Origin of the sequence: Jeotgalicoccus aerolatus, from assembly GCF_014635205.1 — a bacterium.
Classification (GTDB): Bacteria; Bacillota; Bacilli; order Staphylococcales; family Salinicoccaceae; genus Jeotgalicoccus; species Jeotgalicoccus aerolatus.
This window is the reverse complement of record NZ_BMCN01000004.1, coordinates 90,252-113,305: the sequence shown is the minus strand read 5'-3', so window position 1 is coordinate 113,305 and position 23,054 is coordinate 90,252. Positions and strand designations below refer to the sequence as shown.

Annotated in this window: 23 protein-coding genes and 1 pseudogene; 5 read left to right on the top strand and 19 right to left on the bottom strand. The window is 40.5% G+C overall.

What is annotated here, in order from left to right; translation table 11 throughout:
* The first annotated feature begins 56 nt into the window (after positions 1–56).
* A complete protein-coding gene (locus IEU81_RS10370; RefSeq protein ID WP_092596420.1) occupies positions 57–236 on the top strand; it encodes a hypothetical protein in 180 nt (59 codons plus the stop codon).
* Here the strand turns inward: IEU81_RS10370 and IEU81_RS10365 are convergent.
* The 6 genes from IEU81_RS10365 to IEU81_RS10340 form a co-directional block, all read right to left on the bottom strand.
* Positions 233–1,354, bottom strand: coding sequence for a CapA family protein (locus IEU81_RS10365; RefSeq protein WP_186090941.1), 1,122 nt, complete (start codon positions 1,352–1,354; stop codon positions 233–235). The two genes, IEU81_RS10370 and IEU81_RS10365, sit on opposite strands and share 4 nt — an antisense overlap.
* Before the next feature lies 1 nt (position 1,355).
* Positions 1,356–2,219: a M23 family metallopeptidase gene (locus tag IEU81_RS10360; RefSeq protein ID WP_092596426.1), complete on the bottom strand. Its 864-nt coding sequence runs from the start codon at positions 2,217–2,219 to the stop codon at positions 1,356–1,358.
* Between the two features lies 1 nt (position 2,220).
* Complete coding sequence (locus IEU81_RS10355; RefSeq protein WP_186090940.1) at positions 2,221–3,153, bottom strand: ABC transporter substrate-binding protein; 933 nt, start codon at positions 3,151–3,153, stop codon at positions 2,221–2,223.
* A gap of 68 nt (positions 3,154–3,221) precedes the next feature.
* The gene (locus IEU81_RS10350) at positions 3,222–3,599 is read right to left on the bottom strand and encodes a PH domain-containing protein (protein ID WP_186090938.1); all 378 of its coding nucleotides are present in this window, start codon (positions 3,597–3,599) and stop codon (positions 3,222–3,224) included.
* Between the two features lie 14 nt (positions 3,600–3,613).
* The gene (locus tag IEU81_RS10345) at positions 3,614–4,180 is read right to left on the bottom strand and encodes a VanZ family protein (protein WP_092596435.1); all 567 of its coding nucleotides are present in this window, start codon (positions 4,178–4,180) and stop codon (positions 3,614–3,616) included.
* Positions 4,181–4,194: 14 nt separating this feature from the next.
* Positions 4,195–5,892: an ABC transporter ATP-binding protein gene (locus tag IEU81_RS10340; protein ID WP_186091036.1), complete on the bottom strand. Its 1,698-nt coding sequence runs from the start codon at positions 5,890–5,892 to the stop codon at positions 4,195–4,197.
* A 141-nt stretch (positions 5,893–6,033) separates the two neighbouring features.
* Here IEU81_RS10340 and IEU81_RS10335 point away from each other — a divergent pair.
* From IEU81_RS10335 to IEU81_RS10325, 3 genes and pseudogenes are all read left to right on the top strand, one after another.
* Positions 6,034–6,934: pseudogene (locus tag IEU81_RS10335) on the top strand (ABC transporter ATP-binding protein).
* Positions 6,927–8,129, top strand: a complete 1,203-nt coding sequence (locus IEU81_RS10330; RefSeq protein ID WP_186090936.1) for an ABC transporter permease — start codon at positions 6,927–6,929, stop codon at positions 8,127–8,129. The pseudogene IEU81_RS10335 and the gene IEU81_RS10330 overlap by 8 nt, the downstream one beginning before the upstream one ends.
* Positions 8,130–8,323: 194 nt before the next feature.
* Positions 8,324–8,686: a DUF6176 family protein gene (locus tag IEU81_RS10325; RefSeq protein ID WP_186090935.1), complete on the top strand. Its 363-nt coding sequence runs from the start codon at positions 8,324–8,326 to the stop codon at positions 8,684–8,686.
* A gap of 68 nt (positions 8,687–8,754) precedes the next feature.
* Here the strand turns inward: IEU81_RS10325 and IEU81_RS10320 are convergent, their stop codons facing one another.
* From IEU81_RS10320 to IEU81_RS10305, 4 genes are all read right to left on the bottom strand, one after another.
* Complete coding sequence (locus IEU81_RS10320) at positions 8,755–8,934, bottom strand: hypothetical protein (RefSeq protein WP_186090933.1); 180 nt, start codon at positions 8,932–8,934, stop codon at positions 8,755–8,757.
* 53 nt (positions 8,935–8,987) lie between these two features.
* A complete protein-coding gene (gene nagB / locus IEU81_RS10315) occupies positions 8,988–9,707 on the bottom strand; it encodes a glucosamine-6-phosphate deaminase (RefSeq protein WP_092596447.1) in 720 nt (239 codons plus the stop codon).
* 9 nt (positions 9,708–9,716) lie between these two features.
* Positions 9,717–10,322, bottom strand: coding sequence for a pyroglutamyl-peptidase I (locus tag IEU81_RS10310; protein WP_092596450.1), 606 nt, complete (start codon positions 10,320–10,322; stop codon positions 9,717–9,719).
* Between the two features lie 133 nt (positions 10,323–10,455).
* On the bottom strand, positions 10,456–10,815 hold the full coding sequence (locus IEU81_RS10305; protein WP_186090931.1) for a DUF418 domain-containing protein: 360 nt from the start codon (positions 10,813–10,815) through the stop codon (positions 10,456–10,458).
* A gap of 43 nt (positions 10,816–10,858) precedes the next feature.
* Here IEU81_RS10305 and IEU81_RS10300 point away from each other — a divergent pair, with 43 nt between their 5' ends.
* On the top strand, positions 10,859–11,704 hold the full coding sequence (locus IEU81_RS10300) for a sensor histidine kinase (protein WP_186090930.1): 846 nt from the start codon (positions 10,859–10,861) through the stop codon (positions 11,702–11,704).
* 77 nt (positions 11,705–11,781) lie between these two features.
* Here IEU81_RS10300 and IEU81_RS10295 read toward each other — a convergent pair whose 3' ends face one another.
* The 9 genes from IEU81_RS10295 to purE all read right to left on the bottom strand — a co-directional run bounded on the left by IEU81_RS10295 (position 11,782) and on the right by purE (position 23,025).
* Positions 11,782–13,356: a glutathione ABC transporter substrate-binding protein gene (locus IEU81_RS10295; RefSeq protein WP_186090928.1), complete on the bottom strand. Its 1,575-nt coding sequence runs from the start codon at positions 13,354–13,356 to the stop codon at positions 11,782–11,784.
* Positions 13,357–13,462: 106 nt separating this feature from the next.
* The gene (gene purD, locus IEU81_RS10290; RefSeq protein WP_186090927.1) at positions 13,463–14,713 is read right to left on the bottom strand and encodes a phosphoribosylamine--glycine ligase; all 1,251 of its coding nucleotides are present in this window, start codon (positions 14,711–14,713) and stop codon (positions 13,463–13,465) included.
* 20 nt (positions 14,714–14,733) lie between these two features.
* Positions 14,734–16,209, bottom strand: a complete 1,476-nt coding sequence (purH, locus tag IEU81_RS10285; protein WP_092596465.1) for a bifunctional phosphoribosylaminoimidazolecarboxamide formyltransferase/IMP cyclohydrolase — start codon at positions 16,207–16,209, stop codon at positions 14,734–14,736.
* 3 nt (positions 16,210–16,212) lie between these two features.
* The gene (gene purN / locus IEU81_RS10280) at positions 16,213–16,782 is read right to left on the bottom strand and encodes a phosphoribosylglycinamide formyltransferase (protein ID WP_186090925.1); all 570 of its coding nucleotides are present in this window, start codon (positions 16,780–16,782) and stop codon (positions 16,213–16,215) included.
* Positions 16,775–17,794, bottom strand: coding sequence for a phosphoribosylformylglycinamidine cyclo-ligase (gene purM / locus IEU81_RS10275; protein WP_092596471.1), 1,020 nt, complete (start codon positions 17,792–17,794; stop codon positions 16,775–16,777). Before purM ends, purN begins: the two co-directional genes overlap by 8 nt.
* Positions 17,795–17,796: 2 nt before the next feature.
* Positions 17,797–19,215 carry an amidophosphoribosyltransferase gene (purF, locus tag IEU81_RS10270; RefSeq protein WP_186090924.1) on the bottom strand — a complete coding sequence of 473 codons (1,419 nt, stop codon included), beginning with the start codon at positions 19,213–19,215 and terminating at the stop codon, positions 17,797–17,799.
* Positions 19,194–21,362, bottom strand: coding sequence for a phosphoribosylformylglycinamidine synthase subunit PurL (gene purL / locus IEU81_RS10265; protein ID WP_186090922.1), 2,169 nt, complete (start codon positions 21,360–21,362; stop codon positions 19,194–19,196). Before purL ends, purF begins: the two co-directional genes overlap by 22 nt.
* A 69-nt stretch (positions 21,363–21,431) precedes the next feature.
* Positions 21,432–22,556 (bottom strand): 5-(carboxyamino)imidazole ribonucleotide synthase, encoded by a 1,125-nt coding sequence (purK, locus tag IEU81_RS10260; protein ID WP_186090921.1) that lies wholly within the window; start codon positions 22,554–22,556, stop codon positions 21,432–21,434.
* Positions 22,543–23,025 carry a 5-(carboxyamino)imidazole ribonucleotide mutase gene (gene purE, locus IEU81_RS10255; protein WP_092596483.1) on the bottom strand — a complete coding sequence of 161 codons (483 nt, stop codon included), beginning with the start codon at positions 23,023–23,025 and terminating at the stop codon, positions 22,543–22,545. The genes purK and purE overlap by 14 nt, the downstream gene beginning before the upstream one ends.
* Positions 23,026–23,054 lie beyond the last annotated feature (29 nt).

The following is a 23,054-nucleotide window of genomic DNA, read 5'->3' as shown; positions in this document are numbered from 1 at the left end:
TCTTTTTCATTATGATACTATAATTAATAGAAAACAAACATTTTGAGGTGATACAAATGTTTAAAGTCAGTAAAGGTCTGAATATTTTACTCGTCGTCATTGCACTCGCTGCAATTTATTATTTTACACAGGACTATATCAGCAGCACATGGGATATTCCCTTCCTCATATTATTAATCATATTTGGCGCGATATCCATACTGTCGATTCTTAAAAAAGAAGAACACATAGACTAGTCTAAGTAAGGCACCACGTTCACTTTATCGCTGTATGATGTCATATGTTCTTCTACATCACTGTAGACATCATCCATGCCCATGTCGCCTAATGGATGCAAATAAAAATCTTCATATTCGTTACTGTCGACATAAGTCGGCATAAAACGCACATCCCCGACACTGGTATCATTACCGGACTGCTCAACTGTGACTTCCAATATCCCGCCGAGACGCGTGTTCAGCGACTGCTGCGCACTGAAGAAATTGGACATAGAATAGGCAATCAGCGCCTCTGAGCCGTCCTCTCTTTCATAATGCTCAATCGGCTGCAGCGTATGCGGATGAGAACCGACGATAATATCTGCCCCGGCATCTGCCATCATATGGTATTCCGGCACGTGCTCATCACGCGGGAATTCATCGTATTCTACGCCTTGATGATAGCTGACGATCAGCACATCGACTTTCTCTCTCAATGCTTCAATATCCGATGTAATTCTCGGCATATCAATTATATTAACCAGATACTCCTGGCCTTCAGGCACGGGAATGCCATTTGTACCGTATGTATAAGCTAGAAATCCAACGTCGATGCCGTTCACTGTAAAAATTCTATCGCGCGCCATATCCTCTTCACTGACATTCGCACCAACATATTCGATACCGCGTTCAGTCAGGTTTTCAGCAGTTTGGACAACGCCTTCAGTACTCCGGTCAAGCGTATGGTTATTACCGAAATTCACAATATCCGCATCAAAATAACTGAGCATATCAGCAACTTCTTCCGGCGCGTTAAATGTCGGGTAGCCGCTGAGACCCAGCTCCTCGCCGCCAATCGGTGTTTCCTGGTTCATAAAGACTAAATCCTGCTGCTGTAAATACGGTGCAACAGTTTCAACGCGCGAGATAAAATCATAACCCTCTTCAGTTCTAACATCTTCATATAAATAATCGTGAATTAAAACATCGCCGGTCGCAGCAAAAGTAAAAGAACTGTCTAAATATTGACCGAGATTTTCAAAAAATGCTTCTTTGTTTATAGAGTTAAACTCTTTTTCATAGATTTCTAAAGGCTCTTCTTCCGGTGAACCGGAAAAAATATTTAAAAATAACAATACTGATAAAATAACTTTCATTTTACTCCCCCTGTAAAGTATCACCTTGTTTAGGTTCGAAATCTAACTCTCCAAATTTGATACGTATCGACCGCGCCTTCTCATGATCTTCTGTATCCATAACGTGAAAATGCAGATGCGGTGTATCGCTGGCTCCGCTGTTGCCTGACTTCGCAATCAGATCGCCGAGTCTGACATCCATGCCTTCTTTTACAAGAATGGAACCTTCCTGCAGATGGGCTAAAAGAGAATATTCTTCTTCAGCATGTTTAATGACTACTGCATTTCCAGAAGGTGCTTCCATGTTCATAGAGAACGGTGCATTATCCTTAACCCCGTCAAATACTTTGACTACTTTGCCTGACAAAGGCGCGGTCACCGGCAGTCCATAACTGTAGTGCTGATCCAGCGTCTGACCGTCACCGCTGTATGGTTTACCGTCTTTTTTTACGATAAAATCATAGGCATAGCGCTGAGATTCATGTGGATAATGATAATTCCAAAAATTATTAGCACCGCCCCACAGCACGAACCATTCATCTCTAAAAGGAAGACTGTATGATTTTTCAGTATAGATCCTGTCGCTGTCAAATGTCTCATGCATCCCAAACTGCAAACCGACAATATCTCTTTCAACTGAAAAAGCTGCTGTAATCATCCGCATTGATTTATCATCTACATAACTGTAACGTTTGACCCCCGGCTCCAGCTGATTATGTTTAAACAGCTTAAAGTCTTCGGTCCCTTCGTGAAAAGCAGCCGCTTCTTTTTTAAATTGATTTAAAGGCATTACTTCCTGAAATCCTTTTAAAGTCTGAAAATATATTTGTTCAAATTTCTTCTGATTAAAATAGTAGCCAAGTTCTTCCGGATATATTGCAGTCATTTTATTCACTCCGTTCATTGAGCGCATCAATAATAAATTCAGTCTGATTTCGAATCGATATTAAATCATTAGTAATAAAATCTTCGCTGTTTAGTAAAATAACGTGTTCAGCTGGAATATCGAGTGCGTGTGCGAATGCTTCCCGGATGGAATCGTCAGCTGTATTTGTCACATTAACGAATAGATAATCTGTTTCGAATTCAGAAAAATCCTGCGGCTGTTTTATATCAAACAGCTCATTTTCAAGATTGCTCTTCGCGGCATCATCCATTTGAAAACCGAGAACATCATATACAGCTTCTGTACCGTAACTCATATATTCATTGTACATTAAGTAACCATCTTCATGCTGGACGGCAACAAGCGCCATCTGATCATCTGCCTGCTCGTTCAGCTGTCTTTTTAATACGGTCGTTTCTGCTTCCCATTCATCGCCGATCCGGTTAGCTTCATCTTCTTTGTTCAATATAACGCCAAGATAATACAGCTGGGTTAAGTAAACACGCGGATTGAATGGACTCATAATACCTGTTGAATATGTAATTCTGATTGTCGGAGCAATATTTTGATACGATTCGAAGTATTCGTCAGGCGAATACGTCACGATTAAATCCGGCTGGATTTCTTCCAGAGATTCTATATTCCCCGGCTCAAGGTAAGTGATATCCGCCCCAAAAGCATCCTCGACAGTCTGGTTATTTTGTATCCCCTGATTGACAGCAGAAACATCATAACCCAGTAAAGATGCATTGCCGGGATCGATTGTACGGAACAAAACAATATTTTTTGGTTCCGCCGGTATATCTATTTCATTTGTATCTTCAGTCGCAATCCGTCTAGTCTCGCCGTCTTCTGTTACATCGATTTCTCTGAAGCTGGAACAGCCTGATAATATTAATAAAGCTGTCAGCAAAAGCATTAATTTTAGTTTCATCTCGTCACCTTCGTCATTTATACCGCCATTATACACATAAAAAAAGCCGGGGGATACCGGCTTTTCCTTTAAGCAAATGCTTCTTTTTCTGTTGTATGCTGTGCTTTATATTTGTAGAAAAATTCCAGAAACTTATCGAGCTTTCCTTCTGAAATACTCTTGACACTGATGAGCAGCTGGTCATCCTTCCAAATATGAAGAATGTGTCCCACCAGTAAAAGCTCCTCTACTGTCACGCGTGTAATATTGTCAAAACTAATTTCTTCAATACATACTAAATCATGATCTTCCAAGTTCATAAAAAGTCTGTGCGTCGTTGCAACGAGTGATCCGTGGTATGTATTTTTCTCCCCATTAAAATACTCCACAGATCCGACTAAGGCAGGACCTACGACTTCTTTCGGCAGTAAATTAACGCCTTCAATGTGTTTTAATTTGTTGTACATAGACAACATCCCCTTTATTTGATGTTATTTCTTTGTTTACCACCAAACAGGGCATAATAAACATTTTTAAACTTTAAAAATATAATGCCGAGCAGAACACCAGTAATGCCGCCAATCGAATTAAGGATCGTATCATCGATACTCGTAATTCTGCCAATCGGCATTAAGTACTGCATCGTTTCGATAAATATCGACAGCAGCAGACATAGAATTGTCGTCAGCAATTCTTTTCTTATAATAATATACAGAAAGAATGATGCCGGTATAAACAAGACAATATTCATCAGCACACTGTTAATTAGCGCCTCAGTTGTCGCATAGTACCACAAATCCTTAATGCTTTCAAAAGGTGTCATCTGAACAATATCACTGTCATTTGACGTCGGCATCAGCGTGACCAGAAAAATGCCGACGAGGCTCATCGTCAGTCCAATCACCGATAAATACTTAATTTTTTTAGAAATTGAATCCAGCTGGTAGCCGTTTTTTGTATTGATCATCATCGTTATGACAGTGATCAGCATAAAAATGACTACAAATATCGGAATAACCGGCTGGAATGCTTCAAATAAAATACCCATAAAATATACTGCCTCTAATCTTCTCCAAATTGCTGTGCTGTAAATGCTTTATACATGTCGTGCGATGCCATTAATTCTTCATGTGTACCTTCACCTGTTAAGTGTCCGCTGTCGATAAAGTAAATTTTATCGGAGTTGACAATCGTCGACAGACGGTGCGCAATCACCAGTACTGTTCTTCCCGCCATCAGTTCGTTTAAGGCTTCACCAACAAATTTCTCAGATTGTGAATCGAGACTTGCCGTCGCCTCATCCAGCATTAAAATTTTAGGATTGCGTAAAAATGCCCGGGCAATGCCAAGACGCTGACGCTGTCCGCCGGACAGCTTCACACCGCGTTCGCCGACTTCTGTTTCCAGACCTTCAGGCAAGTCATTAATAAATTCGCTTGTATATGACTGCTGCACGGCACGCTTGATATCTTCATCTGTGTACTCGCCAGCCGTCAAACCGTAAGTAATGTTTTCTTTAATCGTCCCTGAAATAATTGCACTTTCCTGGGCAACGTAGCCGATACCGCTGCGGTAAAGGTCAAGCGGTATATTTTCGATATTCGTATTATCGATTGTAATCTCGCCATCCCAAACTGAATAATAGCGTTCTATCAAGGAAAAGATAGTTGATTTCCCGCTGCCGCTCGGACCGACGAAAGCAATCTTTTTATTATTTTCTGCGGTAAAAGAAATATTTTCAAGCACCGGTGTTTTATCGTAGCCGAAAGTCACATTATTAAACGACAGCGTTTCATATGTCAACAATTCTTCTGTGTCAGCAGCTGATTTTTCATTTTCCATTTCCAGTATGCCTATAATTCTCCCTGTCGCACCAAGTGCTTTATTGTATTCAGTAAAGAACATCGCAAACATTGTCATCGGCATGATAATCTGGAACAGATAAAGTAAAAAGGCCACCAGCGTACCAATCGACATCGTGCCGGCGGCGCCTCTGAGCCCCCCGTAACCGATAACTAATATAATGACAAACATCATAATAGTGTACATAATCGGCGATAGGAGCGCATTAATCACCGCTTCCTTCATGCCGTATTTAAATAGTTCATTAATGCCTTTATTACCTTTTATCTTTTCGTAAGATTCAGCATTAAATGATTTCATTAAGCGGATTTCACTCAGCGTTTCCTGAATAGAACCGGTGAATGATGCTGTTTCATCCTGCAGCTTTTTAGAAACCTTCTGCATGCGTGAACCGAGCGGCATAATGGCCACAATCGAAATCGGCAGTGCGATAAACATAATCAGTGTGAGTTTCCAGTCTAAAAAGAATAAAATGACTATAGAGCCTGCTACGCTTAAAATTCCGCTGATTAACTGCGGAAAGTGGCTGGTAATTAAATTCTGTATAATGCTGGTATCATTGACAACACGGCTGACCGACTCCCCGCTTTTAGTCTTATCAAAGTAAGAGACAGGCAGTCTGAGAAATTTATCCCACACCATTTCCCTTAAACTTTTTACAACAGTCTGTCCGATTTTAGCAAGCATGTAGTAAGAGATACCGTCTATAATGGCACTGATTAAAAATACACCAATAATTAAAGCGGCCAGCGGTGCAGTAATCAGATCGGTATTAAAACCGTCTATAAACATTTGCGTTAAGAGCGGAACAATTAATGACCCAGCCGTTCCGATTAGTGTTAGAAACACTCCTGTAAAAAATAATCCTTTTTTCACATTGGTACTTTTAATCAGCATAATAAATTTTTTGAATGATGCTTTTTCTTCTGTTTTCTCCAAGCTCTCGCCCCTCTCATATTAACCCACATTATATTATAACGTTTTTTTCAGTTTAAGCATTATGGTAAACTGACTTTAATAAGATAAAGGAGGACTTACATGGCTCTCGAAATTAGTAATCTTACTAAAGTATTCGGCGAACAGACAGCTGTGGATTCAATTAATATTAATGTGCCTGACGGCAGCATGTACGGATTTCTCGGCGGAAATGGTGCCGGTAAAACGACGACTTTCCGCATGATCTTAAAATTACTGACTCCGACTGAAGGCTCCATTTTGTATAATGGCAAGTAGCCGATGCTATCATATGACAGACAGCATCGGCTACTTGCCAGAAGAGCGCGGACTGCACCCTAAATTAACTGTATTTGAACAGATTATTTACTTAGCTGAATTAAAAGGCATGTCAAAAAAAGATGCCAATTCAGCACTGGATTACTGGCTGGATCGCTTTAAAGTAACAGAAAATAAGTTCAAAAAGATTGAAAAACTTTCAAAAGGGAACCAGCAGAAAATTCAGCTGATTGCTTCGATTATTCACAATCCGAAATTGATTATTCTCGATGAACCATTCAGCGGTCTCGACCCGATTAATGTTGAAATGCTGAAAGATGCTGTTAAAGATTTAAACCAGCAGGGTTCGACCATTATATTTAGTACCCACCGCATGGAACACGTTGAAGAACTGTGTGAAGAGTTATGCATCCTCGACCGCGGCAAGCAGATTGTCAGCGGCAATATCGATCAGATTAAACAGGACTTCGGTCAAAAAGAAATTATCATCGAAGGCGAACATGATATTTCCTTTATTAAAGATATGCCCGGCGTTCTTGAAATGAAACAGGTCCGTCATAAATCAGTCATTAAGATTGCTGAAGAAAAATATGCCGAAGAAATTTATAACAGAGTGACTGCTCTCGGATTCTTTAAACGATTCCAGATCAATGAACCTTCATTAAATGATATCTTCATATCGAAAGTAGGTCGTGACTATGAATAAATTTATGACGACATTTAATCTCACTTTCTTTTCAAAAATTAAAGCCAAATCTTTTATCTTCACTACTCTCATTATTATTGCGGGTATGTTTATCGCGTTTAACTTAGATAAAATCATCAATCTGTTCAATTCGGATGATGAAGCTTTAATGCTGGAAGTGGATGCTGAAGAATCATTCCTCACAGTATTTGAACCGACGCTCGCCTCTTTCGATGACACGATAGAAATTGTAGATTCGGACGGCAGTGCGACGCTGGAAATTGTCAGTACTGAACCCCTTCAGGCTGAAATACGCATGGATGAGGAAATATCAGATACGCGAGAACAAAATATTCAGCTGGCCTTAAATGAAACCAATCGGGCATATGTTCTGCAGACACTCAACCTGAGTGAAGCGGAGATTTCACAAATGTATGAAGAAGTGCCTGTTGATTTCCTCGTCGCTTCTGAAGAAGGCTCAGGTGGATTTGAAGCAGCAGATGCCGACGAGACCAATATTTTAAACATGGTTATTTTCTACTTTTCAGTCATTCTGATGTTTATCATCCTAATAAGCTACGCCAGTCAGATTGCGACTGAAATAGCCAATGAAAAATCATCTCGCGTCATAGAAATGATTGTCTCGAGTATTCGTCCGACTCAGCATTTAATGGCTAAAATTTTTGCTATGATCGCAGTCAGTGTTCTGCAGATTGTGCTGATTACTATTGGCGGCCTGATTGCATTTTATTTCTCAGACACGACAGAACTGCTGGACCAGTTCGGATTGGAAGCGAACGATCAGACACTTAAAATCATTATCTACTGCATCATCTTTGTCATACTCGGTTTAATACTCTACTTGTCAGTCTCAGCGATGCTCGGCTCGTTTATAAACCGTATGGAAGATCTGCAGCAGGGACTTATGCCGGTTACTTTCCTCAGCATGATTGGTTACTTTATCGCGCTTGGCGGCATTTCATTTGCAGATAATATTGCGGTGACAATCACGAGCTACTTCCCGTTCTTTACACCGTTTGTTATGCCGCTCCGCCTGCTGGTAAACGATACGGGACATGCACCGATGATTATCGGTATTGTTATAATGATTATTACAATAATTATCACGCTGCTCCTTGCAGGCTACATTTATAAGAGAAGTGTCCTGTCTACAGAAAGCGGCATCATGAAAAACATTAAAAGAATACGCAAATAATGATTAGACTCTTCATTTATGAGGAGTCTTTTTTTTTAAAATGCATCTTTCTGCATTTAATTCTCTAAAAATTAATTTCTAATTTTTTTAAATATATCTTTCAAATTCTATTATAAAATATTCTTTGAAATACTCATTGACAAAGTTAATTTATGATGTATTATGATGTAGACGAAAGTAAAGGAGTCCTGAATATGCAAGTAGAATTAACAAGATTTAGGGTGAAAAAAGGTAAAGAAGAACTGACGGACCAATGGATGGAATTTCTTAACAAGCACATGAATGATGCGCTGCTTACACTTGACGGCGAGAAGATGTTTGTTGAAACGATTATGCGTGATTCTATGGGCAATTATGAATATCTTTACTGGTATTCTATCCAGGCAGATGACGGTGACTCAAACTCGGAAACCGAAAAATGCATCGATACAAAACACCTGGAGTATTTCGACAAATGTATCGACCGCACCTACAGACCTAAAAACTTAAAAACAGAAGTGGTTATGATTCCACAGCGTATTAAAAAACAAATCGAAGCTGCGGCGGAAGAAGTTTAAAATATGTATAAGAGAAAAAATTCATAAAACGGCATTGAAATCTAATTTTAGAATTCAACGCCGTTTTTTTAATTGGTATCTTTGTTTTCTTTTTTTAACTCTCTGACACTGAGGAAAATATAATAGCCTGCGAAAAGTACTGCAATGACCTGCAGAGACCAGTTCACTTCGACCATAGTGTTTGCGAGAATTAAAAAGATAACAAGCAGTGCACCAGTGTATATTATTTTTTGTTTATGTTCATTCATTAAAAAATACTCCTAACACATTTGTATTAGAAGTATTATCTCATAATTTAAGTTTATTCACCAATCGCAGCAGTGTCTGCAATGATTGTTACATCTTTATGGTTGTTTAAAACAGAAGCCGGATTGTTCTCGCTGACTTCACCGCTTAACAATTCAGCCAGAGCTTCTTTTTTATTTTCACCTGAAATTAAAATAACGATTTTTTCAGCTTTCATTATAGAGCTTAAGCCCATAGTAAATGCTTTGTTTGGCACGTCTTTTAAATCATCGAAGAAACGTGAGTTATCTTCAATCGTTTCCGGTGTTAAATCCACGATATGTGTTACTGAATCAAATGAAGTGCCGGGCTCGTTAAATGCAATATGACCATTGCGGCCGATACCCAACAGCTGGACATCAAGACCTGCTTGATCAATAGCTGCTTCATAAGCTGTAACTTCTGTTTCAGCATCCTCTGCTTTACCATTTAAAAGGTGAATATTTTCTTCCGGGATTGATACATGGTTAAAGAAATTTTCGTGCATATAATATGAATAACTCTGTTCATGATCTTTGTCGAGACCGACATATTCATCAAGATTAAATGTCGTAATATCATTTTGGTTAACGTCGCTGCTGTTCAGTTTTTCAATCAGCGCTTTATACGTCCCTTCAGGGGTAGAACCTGTTGCCAAGCCAATAACCGGTTTGTCATTTTCTTTAATCACATCGAAAAGAATCTCCGATGCTTCGTTGCTCATTTCTTCGTAAGTGCTCACTTTGACTAACTTCATAATTTCCTCCTAGTTACTTTCCAAGTTTTCAATAATAATATGGACTGCACGTGTAATATCTTCCTGCGGCCAGCTCGGTACACGCTGTGCGATGCCGATTTCATGACTCGGCGGCACATGGACAAAACCAGCAGGGATATTGAGATTTTTCTCTTTCAAATAGTACAATTCACTGTACATTAAATTATTGCACAGATAAGTACCTGCTGAATTAGAAATATTTACAGGGATATTATCTTTCAGCAGAGCTGCCTCCAGGCGTTTTAACGGTAAAGTTGAAAATATACCGTCTGCACCATTTTCATGAATTTTTTCGCCGTTCGGTTTAAAACCTGTATTATCTTCCCGTCCGTCAATTGTATTGATGGCGATACGCTCGAGATGAATGCTGGAAATACCGCTTGCCAGCCCAAGTGATACTACAGCATCTGGTTCAACTGTTTCAATATCCTGTTCAATCAATTCATTAATTTCACCAAAAGCTACAGGATAAACCTTACCGGTAATTATATAATCCCCAATCACCTTGCCGTCTAAACTCTCTACAGCAGACTGCGTCGGATTAGTTTTAAATTTCAAAAATGGCTCATAACCTGTTAATAGTAACTTTTTCATTTGATATCACCCTTTTTATATCACTCTATAAATAAAGTAATAAGTAAATAAATAGTAGCACAAAATGATTTAAAAGTGTGAAATTTCTGTGCTCTGACAAAGACTTTTTTGCCCGTCAACAAGTGTGGACCAGCTATTTTTCACGCTCACTCTTTACCCACTTTTTCTTTCGCACATTCATATAAGTAACAATTCTGAGAAAGTATTCAAGCGGTCCGTATCTAAAGTGTTTTAAATACAAAGTCGACATATACATCTGTCCTAAATAGATAACGATTACTATCAATATGCTCCATATAAATATATCAGCACCAAATAGTCCCAAACCATAACCGTAAAATATAGATGTCGCAATTATGCTTTGTAAAATATACATAGTCAGAGACAACTTCCCCATGTTTTTAAGACCTGCGATTATTGCACTATTTTCGTAACGCTGAAAGAGTAATTTGATCAAACTCATCAGTCCAAAAGCGAGTACCATCCCGAACATTAAATTAAGGGATGAAGCGATTTCTTCATTGATGTTCCAATAGATGGTTGATTTCAGAATAATACTGACTAGAAAACTCAGTAAACCTTTATTTTTCTATGCAGACTGGCTCAGTCAGCTGTCAAACGGCTTATTATATAAACCGAGTACAGTACAAAATCTAAAGAAATCTAAAAGGATGTATAAAGAACTGGATGATGCTGTTGAGTCATTAAACAGCCAGCTCCTACACGACCGTTTATATCAAAATCAAATAGATTACTATCGAAATCAATGGCTCGGACAGATTTCTCATGATTTGAAATCACCATTAACTTCAATTTACGGTTATGCCAAAGTCATGCCTTATTTTCCTAATGAACAGAAAAAGTATGCTTTGCTGATTTCAGACAAAGCAAAGTATATGGAAAATCTTATCGATAGTTTAAACAGTAATTTCAAATGGGAAACAGCACAAATGGAAGTTTCCAAGGATATGTTCTCACTAATTGAAGTCGTTAATGATATTAAAAATACAGTCGGCTACGATAAACTTGAATTAACAGCAGATTTAGATGATGAATATTACTACGGAAATAAACTTTATATAGGAAGAATGTTTATAAACTTAATCGATAACAGTCTGGATCACAATAAAGTCAACCTGAATATTTCCATACATTTATCTGACGGGCCTGAAGGTATCAGTATTATTTATAAAGATGATGGTACTGGTATAAACAGTGAAGCGGCACAAAAATTAATGACTCACGGTGAATCGACAAAAACGGATAAGGAAAATCACGGTATCGGTTTTTCAATCATACATGATGCCATTAACTTCCACGACGGATCTTTTGTTATGATTCCGGAACAATCCGGTGTACATTTTCAAATTATACTGCGTTAAAAACCCAGTAGCTGGGTCATAAATAATCCGTACGCTAGACTCCTAGGAATCTAGCGTACGGATTTTTTTGTTTATATTTATTCGAGTTCTTTCAAGTAAGGGAAACTGCTCGGATACTGATAGTAGCCGTCTAATTCTGAATTAATTCCCGTTAATAATGTCGTATGGAAGACAGAAATTAACGGCTGTTCATCGATGATAATCTGCTGTGCATCTTCATACATCTGCAGACGTGTTTCCTCATCCATTTCAACACGTGCATTGTCGAGTAATTCATCGACTTCATCATTTTGATAGCGCGTTCTGTTTCCTGGTGCTCCAATGTTATCAGAGTGGAACATCGGATACAGACCATAATCTGCATCGAGTGTTACTGTGCCCCAGCCGCCCATGAACATTTCATGATCGCCGTTTGCAGTGTATTCCTGGTATGCACCAGCTTCCATCAATGTGATCTCAAGCTCAATACCGATTTCAGAAAGTACCTGCTGCATATATGTCGCAACATCCTGGTGTGTTCTTGAGTTCAATACGACTTCAGCTGTGAAGCCTTCAGGATAGTCACTGTCTGCCAGATATTCTTTAGCCTGTTCAAGATCGTATTCGATTGGATCAAGGTTTTCACTGTATCCGTGAACTGTCGGATTTAAAGGTGTTTCCGCCACTTCGTGAATGCCGACTAAAATATTTTCTATAATCGCATTTTTATCGATCGCAGATGCAATCGCCAGTCTGACATTTTGATCGTTAAATGGTTCCTTTTCAGTGTTGAATCCAAGGTAAGTCATGTTAGCACTTGGACGCTGCTGAACCTCACTGCCATCATTAGCATCAACTTGTTCAACATCATTCGGGTCCATCGGATAAATAATGTCTGCCGTACCTGAAGTTAATTCAGCGATACGCGATTGGTCTTCCGGCACTGCTCTAAATGTAATACCTTCAGGTTTTGCAGGCTCACCCCAGTACTCTTCGTTCCGTACAAGAGAAATCTGTTCTCCTTCAGTAATCTCTTCAAATTTAAAGAAGCCCGTACCGACTGGTGTGCGGTTGACTTCTGTCAGCGGATTGCCGCCTTCTTCCATTTGTGCATAATCCGCATCGATGACTTCTTTACTGATCATATGACCGCCTGGATGTGCCAGGTGAGCAGGCAATGCTGCAAATGGTTCTTTTGTATGTATTTGAACCGTATAATCATCTATAATTTCTACTTCATCAATTTCTGTAAATAAGAATGAGAGCGGCGATGCGACTTCTTCATCGCGCACACGGTCTAAGTTTGCTTTTACAACTTCAGCATTAAAGTCACTGCCGTCATGGAATTTAACGCCTTCTCGCAATTTAAATTCCCATGATGTATCTGAAATTTGTTCGTAACTTTCAGCGAGACCTGGCTCTAATTCCAAATCCTGATTTAACTTAACCAGTGTTTCATAAATATTTGTCATCACGTAAAGTGAATAACCATCGTTGGCTGCGTGCGGATCCAGTGAATTTGGCAATGCCATAATACTGAAATCAATCGCTTCAGCGCCTGATCCGGCATCTTCTTCTGATTCAGACACCTCTTCTTCAACATTGCTGTCACTCGTACATGCAGCGAGTACGAGCATGAATGCTGTTATACACAGCATTAATAATTTCTTCATTAATTATTCCCCCAATTTTCAAAATCCATATTATTATACTATGAATTGGTAATTTCCGCCACAGCCATTTTTTGTAATAAAAAAAACAGGCGAAATATTCACCTGTTTAAACGCCGCGCTCACCTATATCATTACGATAAAATAAGGCTTCATTATCAAATTTAATCTGCGCTGTATTGTTATATGCTTCTGTTTTAGCTTCATCCAGACTTTTTCCGCGCCCTGTTACGAGCAGCACTCTGCCGCCGGATGTTTCGTAATTGCCATCTTCAAGATACTTCAATCCGCTGTTAAATACGATATCTTCCAACTCAGCTGGAATACTTACTTTTTCACCTTTTTTATATTCTTTTGGATATCCTTTACTTGCTAAAATAACACCAAGCATCGAATCCGAACTGAATTGTAAATCGAACGGTTCTTTATTTTTTACCGCTTCAAGCACATCGATAAAATCCGAATCAAGCAGTGACAGCAGTACTTGAGCTTCCGGGTCGCCAAAACGCGCATTAAATTCGATGACTTTAACTCCATCTTCTGTAATGATGGCACCGAGGTACATCACGCCGAAATAATCGAGTCCCTCTTTAGTCATTGCCTCTGCCATCGGTTTAACAATCTGATGAACTGCTTCATCAATTACCGCCTGTCCAATGTGCGTCACTGGTGCATATGCACCCATACCGCCGGTATTCGGTCCTGTATCCCCGTCATAAGCCCGCTTGTGATCCTGGGCAACAATGTCAAACGGCAGTATGTAATTGCCGTTTACAAGCACCATTAAGCTGAACTCCTCACCTTCCAGAAATTCTTCAATGACGACCGGATGATTTTCGCCTTCAGCCAACATTTCTTTGACTGCTTCTAACGCTTCATGTTCCGTCATCGCTACAGCAACACCCTTGCCTGCTGCCAGCCCGTCTTTCTTAATAACAATCGGAGCCCCCTGCTGCTTAATATATGCAGCGGCATCGGCAAGATTAGTAAAAGACTGATAGGCTGCAGTTGGAATACCATATTTGATCATAATTTTTTTCGCAAATGCCTTAGACGATTCAAGCTGTGCTTCTAACTTTCTTGGACCGAATACTTTAACTCCAGCATCTTCCAGACTGTCTGCGAGTCCATTATTTAAAGGGGCTTCCGGTCCGATAACAGCCCAAGTAATATTTTTTTCCTGGGCGAGTCTAACGATACCTTCTGTATCTGTTTCTTTCATATCACCGTACACTTCAGCATATTTTGTCATGCTGCTGTTGCCGGGGACAGCATAAAGATTTTCTGTATGGCGCGAACGGTTTAATATTTTGACGAGTGCATGCTCACGCCCGCCGCTGCCGATTACTAAAACATTCATCGATTTTCGAACCTCCAGTATTAGTGTTTGAAGTGGCGCATTCCCGTAAATACCATTGCAATACCGTTCTCGTTACAAAAATCTATCGATTCATTATCGCGTTTAGAACCGCCTGGCTGAATGATTGCTGTAATGCCTTGTGCATGAGCAAATTCTACTGTGTCCGGCATCGGGAAAAATCCGTCGCTGGCCATTACTACATTATCACCGAGCTCAATGGCACGTTCTGCTGCAATTTTAAGCGCACCTACACGGTTCATTTGACCAGCACCGATACCTACAGTCTGCTTGCTGTTTGCTAATACAATCGCATTAGACTTCACGTGTTTTGATACTTCCCAGGCCAGCGCCAGTGCTTTTAACTGTTCTTCATCGGGTTGGTTATCTGTCACATATTCCAGAGATTCTTTATCGAGCCGCCCGCTGTCTGTGGACTGTACTAAGTATCCGCCGGACACACTGACAAACTCATCTGAAGACTGATCTTCTGTAAAATCAACTTGCAGCAGACGAATATTTTTCTTTTTAGTTAAGATATTTAAAGCTTCTTCTGAGAAGTGCGGTGCAATTATGACTTCTAAAAATACTTTGCTCAGTTTTTCGGCAGTGTCTTCATCTACAGTTTTGTTCAATGCAACGATGCCGCCAAAGATAGACTGATTGTCTGCATCAAATGCATTTTGAAATGCTTCAGCAATCGTTTCACCCGTGCCAACACCGCAAGGGTTCATATGTTTTACCGCAACTGCTGCCGGCAAATCAAATTTCTTCGCCAGGGCAAAGGCGCTGTCCGCATCTCTTAAGTTGTTGTAGCTTAATTCTTTGCCGTGAAGCACATCTGCATTTAAAATCGTATTCTTATCGTCTGTCGTTTTAACATATTTTGCACTTTGATGCGGATTTTCACCATAACGAAGTGTTTTTTCACTTTGCGCAAAAAAGTTTACAATAGCCTGATCATAGTCATTCGTATGACGGAACACTTTAATCATTAACTGTTTTCTAAACTGCTCATCGAGCGTTTTGTCTTTAAGACGGTTTAATACTTCATCGTAATCGAACGGATCAACTACCGTTGTAACATGCTTGTAGTTTTTAGCCGCTGCACGCAGCATTGTCGGACCGCCGATATCAATATTTTCCACCGCATCGCTTTCTCTTACATCTGCTTTTCTGACAGTTTCTTTAAAAGGGTAAAGATTAACTGCAACGAGATCAATGGTCTCAATATTGTTATCACTGAGGTCTTTCATATGTGCTGCATTGTCACGATCTGCTAAAATGCCGCCGTGAACTGCAGGGTGCAGTGTTTTTACACGTCCATCCATAATTTCATTGAAGTGAGTTAAATCACTGACTTGTTTTACAGCAATATCCGCATCTTTTAATGCCTTAAATGTACCGCCTGTTGAATACAGTTCAAAGCCCTGTTCAAGCAGACCTTCTGCAAATTTTTCTATGCCTGTTTTATTCGATACGCTTAATAATGCTTTCATATTTTAAACTCTCCCATCAAATACTTTCTTAAGCGCAGCCGGGTATAGTTCGTACTCCGTCTGATGTATTTTTTCTTCCAGTGTTGCAAGTGTGTCACCATCTTCGATGATAACTGCAGTCTGATCAATAATTTTTCCCGTATCAATTCCCGCATCAACAAAATGTACCGTCACACCCGTCACTTTGACACCGTAATTAAAAGCATCCTCAATACCGTTTTTTCCTTTAAAAGCAGGCAGCAGAGAAGGATGCAGATTAATAATTTTATTCTCATAGCAGTTTATAAAATCTGCCGATAAAATTCTCATAAAACCCGCGAGTACAATGTAATCAATTTCGAAGTCTGCTAAGGCAGACATGATGCCCGCTTCAAATTCTCTTTTTGATTTAAAGTCTTGCCGGTTTACGATACGGCATGGAATTTTTAACCTTTCGGCGCGTTCTGCTGCATAGATTTCTGGAGAATCTATAATCAACACTTTTATCTTCATATTTAGAAAATCGCTTTTGACTGCGAGGTTTTCAAAGTTAGAACCGCCGCCGGAAGCCATTACAGCAATATTTTTAACCATTGATTTCAATACCTTGATGCGCGGTCACTTCACCGATAATTTGTGCATCTGTATTTAAGTTTTTTAAAATATTTAAAGCAGATTCTGTTTCATTTTCAGCGATCACAATAATAAAACCGATGCCCATGTTAAAAACATTATAGGCTTCTTTTTTTGTCATGCCGCTGTGTTCAAGCAGCCAGCTGAGTATTTCAGGCACTTTAACATTGGAGACATCCAGGCTGACACCTAGATTTTCCGGCAGCGCCCGCGGAATATTTTCGATAAAACCGCCGCCTGTAATGTGACTCATCGCTTTAATATTCACTTTATCTTTTAAAGCTTTAACATCTTTAACATAAATCTGTGTCGGTTCCAGCAGTAAATCGATAAGCGGTTTACCGTTTAATTTTGTGCTGACATCTATGTTTTCATCTTTTATTATTTTACGGACTAAGCTGTAGCCGTTTGAATGGATACCGCTTGAAGAGAGTCCGATAATTTTATCGCCTGCTTGAACAGTACTGCCGTCAATATATTCATTCTTTTCAACAGCACCGACAGCAAATCCTGCAATATCGTACTCACCGCTGCCGTACATCTCGCCCATTTCAGCTGTTTCTCCGCCAATTAAAGCACATTCAGACTGGCTGCAGCCTTCAGCTATGCCCTTTACGATTTCACCAATGTGTTCAGGCACTACTTTATTTACAGCAATATAATCCAGGAAATATAACGGTTCTGCACCGGTAGTAATGATGTCGTTGACGCACATTGCGACAGCATCAACACCGATTGTATCGTGACGGTTATTATCTATCGCCAGCTTAAGTTTCGTACCGACACCGTCTGTACCTGAGACAAGTACTGGTGCTTTCATATTTAACTGAGAGAGATCAAATGCTGCACCAAATCCTCCAAGTCCCCCGATTACTTCCGGACGCATCGTACGTTTCACATGGTCTTTCATCTGTTCGACCGCTTCGTAACCGGCATTAATATCGACACCGGCTTGTTTATATTGTTCAGACATCGTTATACTCCTTTCGTTTTCGCATCTTTTTCCTGCGGTAATAAACCGTCGATATTTTCAATTGGATAATTCCCTGTAAAGCAAGCGTCGCATTCACCGCGTGAACCGTACTTTTTATAAACTTCATGCATTTTTTCTACCGATAAGTAGGTCAGTGAATCTGCACCAATTTCATCTCTGACTTCGTCAGTCGATTTTGATGATGCAATAATTTCAGCATGTGTCGAAACATCGATACCGTAATAGCATGGATTTTTTAACGGCGGTGATGACACACCCATATGCACTTCTTTTGCACCTGCTTCTTTTAAAGCTTTCACTATAAATTTACTGGTCGTTCCGCGGACGATAGAATCATCGATAACGATCACACTTTTACCTTCCACAATATCTCTTACCGGTGACAATTTCATGCGGACTGCTCTTTCACGCGCTTCTTGTCCCGACGCGATAAATGTTCTGCCGACGTAGCGGTTTTTTAACAGACCCTGTTCACTCGGTATACCGGATGCATCGCTGAAACCTTTAGCAGCTGCAAGACTGGAATCCGGCACACCGATAACCATATCGGCTTTAATATCCATCTCTTTAGCCAGTTCCTCACCCAAGGCCTTGCGAATCGTATAAGTCGAAGTGCCCCGGAATTCTGAATCTGCGCGTGCAAAGTAAATGTATTCCATCGAGCACATATTCGGGTTTTCATACTCAGTATAGCGGTCAAAATCGATTCCCTCATCACTGATCGTAATCAGTTCACCAGGTTCTATATCCCTTATATATTCTGCTCCAATTGCATGAAACGCACATGTTTCACTGGCAACGCAATAAGCGCCGTCCAGCTGTCCAAGCATCAATGGGCGCACACCGTGATCATCTAATGCAACGGTCAATGCATCCTCATGTAAAATTACGAAAGCAAAGGCACCCTTAAGCTGCTGTAATGTCGTTTTAATTCGTGCTTTTCTCGTCGGTCCTTTTGCACGTCTTAAAAGATGTGCAAAAACTTCAGAATCAGATGTCGTTTGGAAAATCGCACCTTCATCTTCCAGAGCTCTTCGAATATGCAGTGCATTCACAATATTTCCGTTATGCGCCAGCCCTAGATCACCGATATGACTTTTAAATAAAAACGGCTGTACGTTGGAAAGTGCACTGGAATCCGTCGTTGCATACCGGACGTGGCCGATAGATTTGGAAAATGGTTTTAATGACTCGAGCTGAGTTTGAGTCAACGCTTCAGTCAGCAGTCCCATACCGCGTGCACCAAATAGGTAATCACCGCCGCTGGCAACGATTCCTGCCCCTTCCTGGCCCCGGTGCTGCAGGCTGTGAAGTGCCATATACGTTAATTCACTGGCTTCAGGATGTCCCCAAATACCAAAGAGTCCACATTCTTCATTTAGTCCTCTGAGTTCATACATGACGGGATTGCCGCCTCCCATGCCTTTTTGACTTCCGTTAATTCGCGATTGATTTCAAAATTCTGTGCTTTGACTTTAAATTGTGTGCCAGTCATTTTGCCGATCTCAACAGCACCTTCAATATTTAAGCCGCTCTCTGCTGCAACAAGATAATTTGAAGCGCCCTCAGAAAATAGTAAATCTTGACGCACATCGATATTGACGTCGATACCGATATTAACAAAGCTTGACAGCTGAGCCAGTTTAGCAATCAGACCGCCTCTGCCAAGCGGTGCAATTTTATTAATTTCACCATTGACCAGTTTGTCACGAAGCATTATGCCGCGTTTATATTCAAGTTCAAGATCAATTGGACGCTTAGTTTTGCGAATTTTATTTTCAAGCAGTTTTTCAAGCTGGCTGCCTGCAAATGACGGCGTGAGTTCTCCGACTAAATACAGTGCATCTCCCTCTTTAATACCCTCATGCTGCAGCTGGTTAATATCTTCAATTAAACCGACCATGCCAATAATCGGTGTCGGCAGAATACCGCCCGTACTGTGTTCGTTATATAAGCTGACATTTCCTGAAACGACCGGTGTTGATAATGCCAGGCACGCTTCAGCCATACCTTTAGTAGACTGCTCAAGCTGGTTATATATTTCCGGTTTCTCCGGCGAACCGTAGTTCAGACAATCCGTCATGCCGAGCGGTTCTGCACCTGTTGCAATAATACTTCTGAACGTTTGGGCAACCACTTCTTTACCGCCGTTATACGGGTCTGCATAGACATAGCGGCTCTTGCCGTCAAGCACCATGCTGACAGCTTTGTTTGTTCCTTCAATACCAACAATTCCTGCGCCAAAACCTGAACCTTGTACAGTGTTGCCGCCGGCTGTACTGTTGAAATCATTATAAATATACGATTTATCAGCAATTGTCGGATGCGTAATCAGCTGATCAAATGCTGCTTCTAAATCTTCATTGCTGTAGTCTGTCTGTGCTTCATCCGCTGCGTCTTCTTTACCTTCTAAAACATAGACCGGCGCATCATCAGATAATGGCGCGACAGGCAAGTCAGCATACAGCTCATCATTATAAAAGAGTTTCAGACGATCCCCGTCAGTCACTTCCCCAATGACAGCAGTTTCAAGTTTCATTTCTTTAAATAGTGTCAGGAATTTATCTTCTGAGCCGTTTTCAACAACTAACAGCATACGTTCCTGAGTTTCCGACAGCATCATTTCGTATGGTGAAATATCACTGTCCGTAACTGGAACTGTGTCCAGATACAGTGTCATACCAGAACCGCCTTTGTCTGCCATCTCTGCACTGGATGACGTTAAACCTGCGGCACCCATATCCTGAATGCCGACCAGTTCTTTCATGCCGATTGCTTTTAGTGTAGCTTCCATTAAAATTTTACCCGCATCAGGATTTCCTTTTTGAATTTCCGGACGGTTATCATCGCTTAATTCTCCTGAGGCAAAGCTGGCCCCATTAATACCGTCTCTGCCTGTTGGCAATCCAAGGTAGACCACTTTATTGCCGATCCCCTTAGCTGTACCTTTTTGAATATTGTCATGTTCAACCAGTCCGACACCCATCGCATTAACCAAAGGGTTTTCATGGTAAGATGCATCAAATTCGACCTCGCCGGAAACTGCAGGGAGTTCCATTGTGTTACCGTAATCTGCCATGCCGTCAATCACACCTCTAAGCAGCCACTTATTCTGCTTGTTATCCAGTTCACCAAAGCGTAGAGAATTCAGTAAACCAATTGGACGTGCCCCGATCGAAACAATATCGCGGACAATGCCGCCGACACCTGTTGCTGCGCCCTCATACGGATCAACAGCTGAAGGATGATTATGAGATTCCACTTTAAATACAATCGCCTGATTATCTCCGATATCCACAACTCCAGCACCTTCGCCCGGCCCCATTAAGACACGTTCACCTTTAGTCGGAAATTGTTTTAAAAACGGTTTTGAGTGTTTGTAAGAACAATGCTCACTCCACATCGCAGAAAAAATACCAGTTTCAGTATAGTTTGGCTCACGGCCTAAAATCTCATTAATTTTTTCAAATTCTGAATCTGTTAAACCCATTTCTGCATACAATTTCTTTTCTTTGATTTCCTGCTTAGTCGGTTCGTTGAATGTCATCTTAAAATTCCTCCAGCTTAATTTAGATTTAGTAACGGCTCTGCAATCACTATACGTCGTATTAAATTTCTAAACTTCTTTTTCGAAACTCGTTTTCAGCTTTTCTAACTCACTGGCAATGTCATCCGTTAAGATAGTCACATGTCCCATTTTTCTTTGAGACTTACGTTCTGATTTTCCATACAAGTGAACATTCCAATCCGGGTGCTCAAAAAGCTCTGAATCCAGCCTGTCAAGATCTTCACCCAAAAGATTTAACATAATTGCATCCTGATGCTGATAAACTTCAGGCATCGGCTGATTCGTCACGCTTAAAATATGTGCATCAAACTGACTGATGTTACACGCTTCGATTGTGTAATGTGCTGAATTATGCGGTCTTGGCGCTATTTCATTAACATAGAGTTCTCCATCCTTATCGATGAAAAATTCAATGGTAAAAACGCCGACAAACAGCATGGCTTTCATTATCTTTTCTGCTTCTTTTTTAGCCTTTTCAAAATAATCAATTCTGGCAGGTGCTATGGTCCGGTACAGAATCTGATTGCGGTGAAGATTTTCCTGTAGCGGGAAATATATTGTCTCACCATCAGCACTTCTTGCAGCAGTGAGCGATACTTCCCTTTCTAAATCAATATATTTTTCTGCGATAAAGTCAGCATCTTCAAATGGAATCTCAGCTGACTTCAATGCTTCTTCAGTTTCTATATAATACTGCCCTTTACCGTCATATCCGCCAGTAGCTGTTTTAACAATCAGCGGATAGGAATATTCTCCTGCAAATGCTGTTATGTTTTCCTTTGATGAAACTTCAGCAAAAGGAACGATAGAGGCACCCGAATGTTTAATCGAATTTTTTTCACTCGTCCGGTTTTGCAACGTCAGTACAGTATCGGCACCCTGAGGTACGTAGTAATTATTGACGAGTGTTTTTAAAATATGCGCATCTATATTTTCAAATTCATAAGTTACAACGTCCGACAGTTCGCTCAATTCAATTAGTGCAGCTTTGTCGCTGAAATCTGCCTGTATAAATGTATGACATACCGGACGGGCCGGGGCATCTTTTGAAGGATCCAGCACAGCAACTTTATAACCCATTCTAAGCGCACTTTGAGCAAGCATTTTCCCCAGCTGCCCGCCGCCGATAATTCCGATTGTTTCAGGCGGGTACAAACGTTTATTTAAGGTCATTTTGCATTTCCTCAACTTTCTGTTCTAAACTTTCCTTATAATTTTCTAATCTTTTTAATATTTCCTTGTCAGATACTGCCAGCATTTTTGCAGCAAGAATTCCTGCATTTTTTGCACCAGCTGTACCAATCGCCTGAGTCGCCACAGGTATACCCCCCGGCATTTGAACGATTGAAAGCAGAGAGTCCATTCCTTTTAACGCTTTTGATTCAATTGGAACACCGATAACCGGTGCGTGTGTCAGAGAAGCGACCATGCCTGGTAAATGTGCTGCACCGCCGGCACCTGCAATAATGATGTCGATACCGTTCTCGCTTGCCTGCTTTGCGTAATCCATCATCATTTCAGGCGTACGATGCGCGCTGACAACTTTCGTTTCATAGCTGATTTTAAAATAATCCAGCATTTCAGCACTGTGTTTCATCGTCTCCCAGTCTGAAGAACTGCCCATAATAATTCCTACTGCCATGTTTTCTCCACTCCTATTTGACGAACATT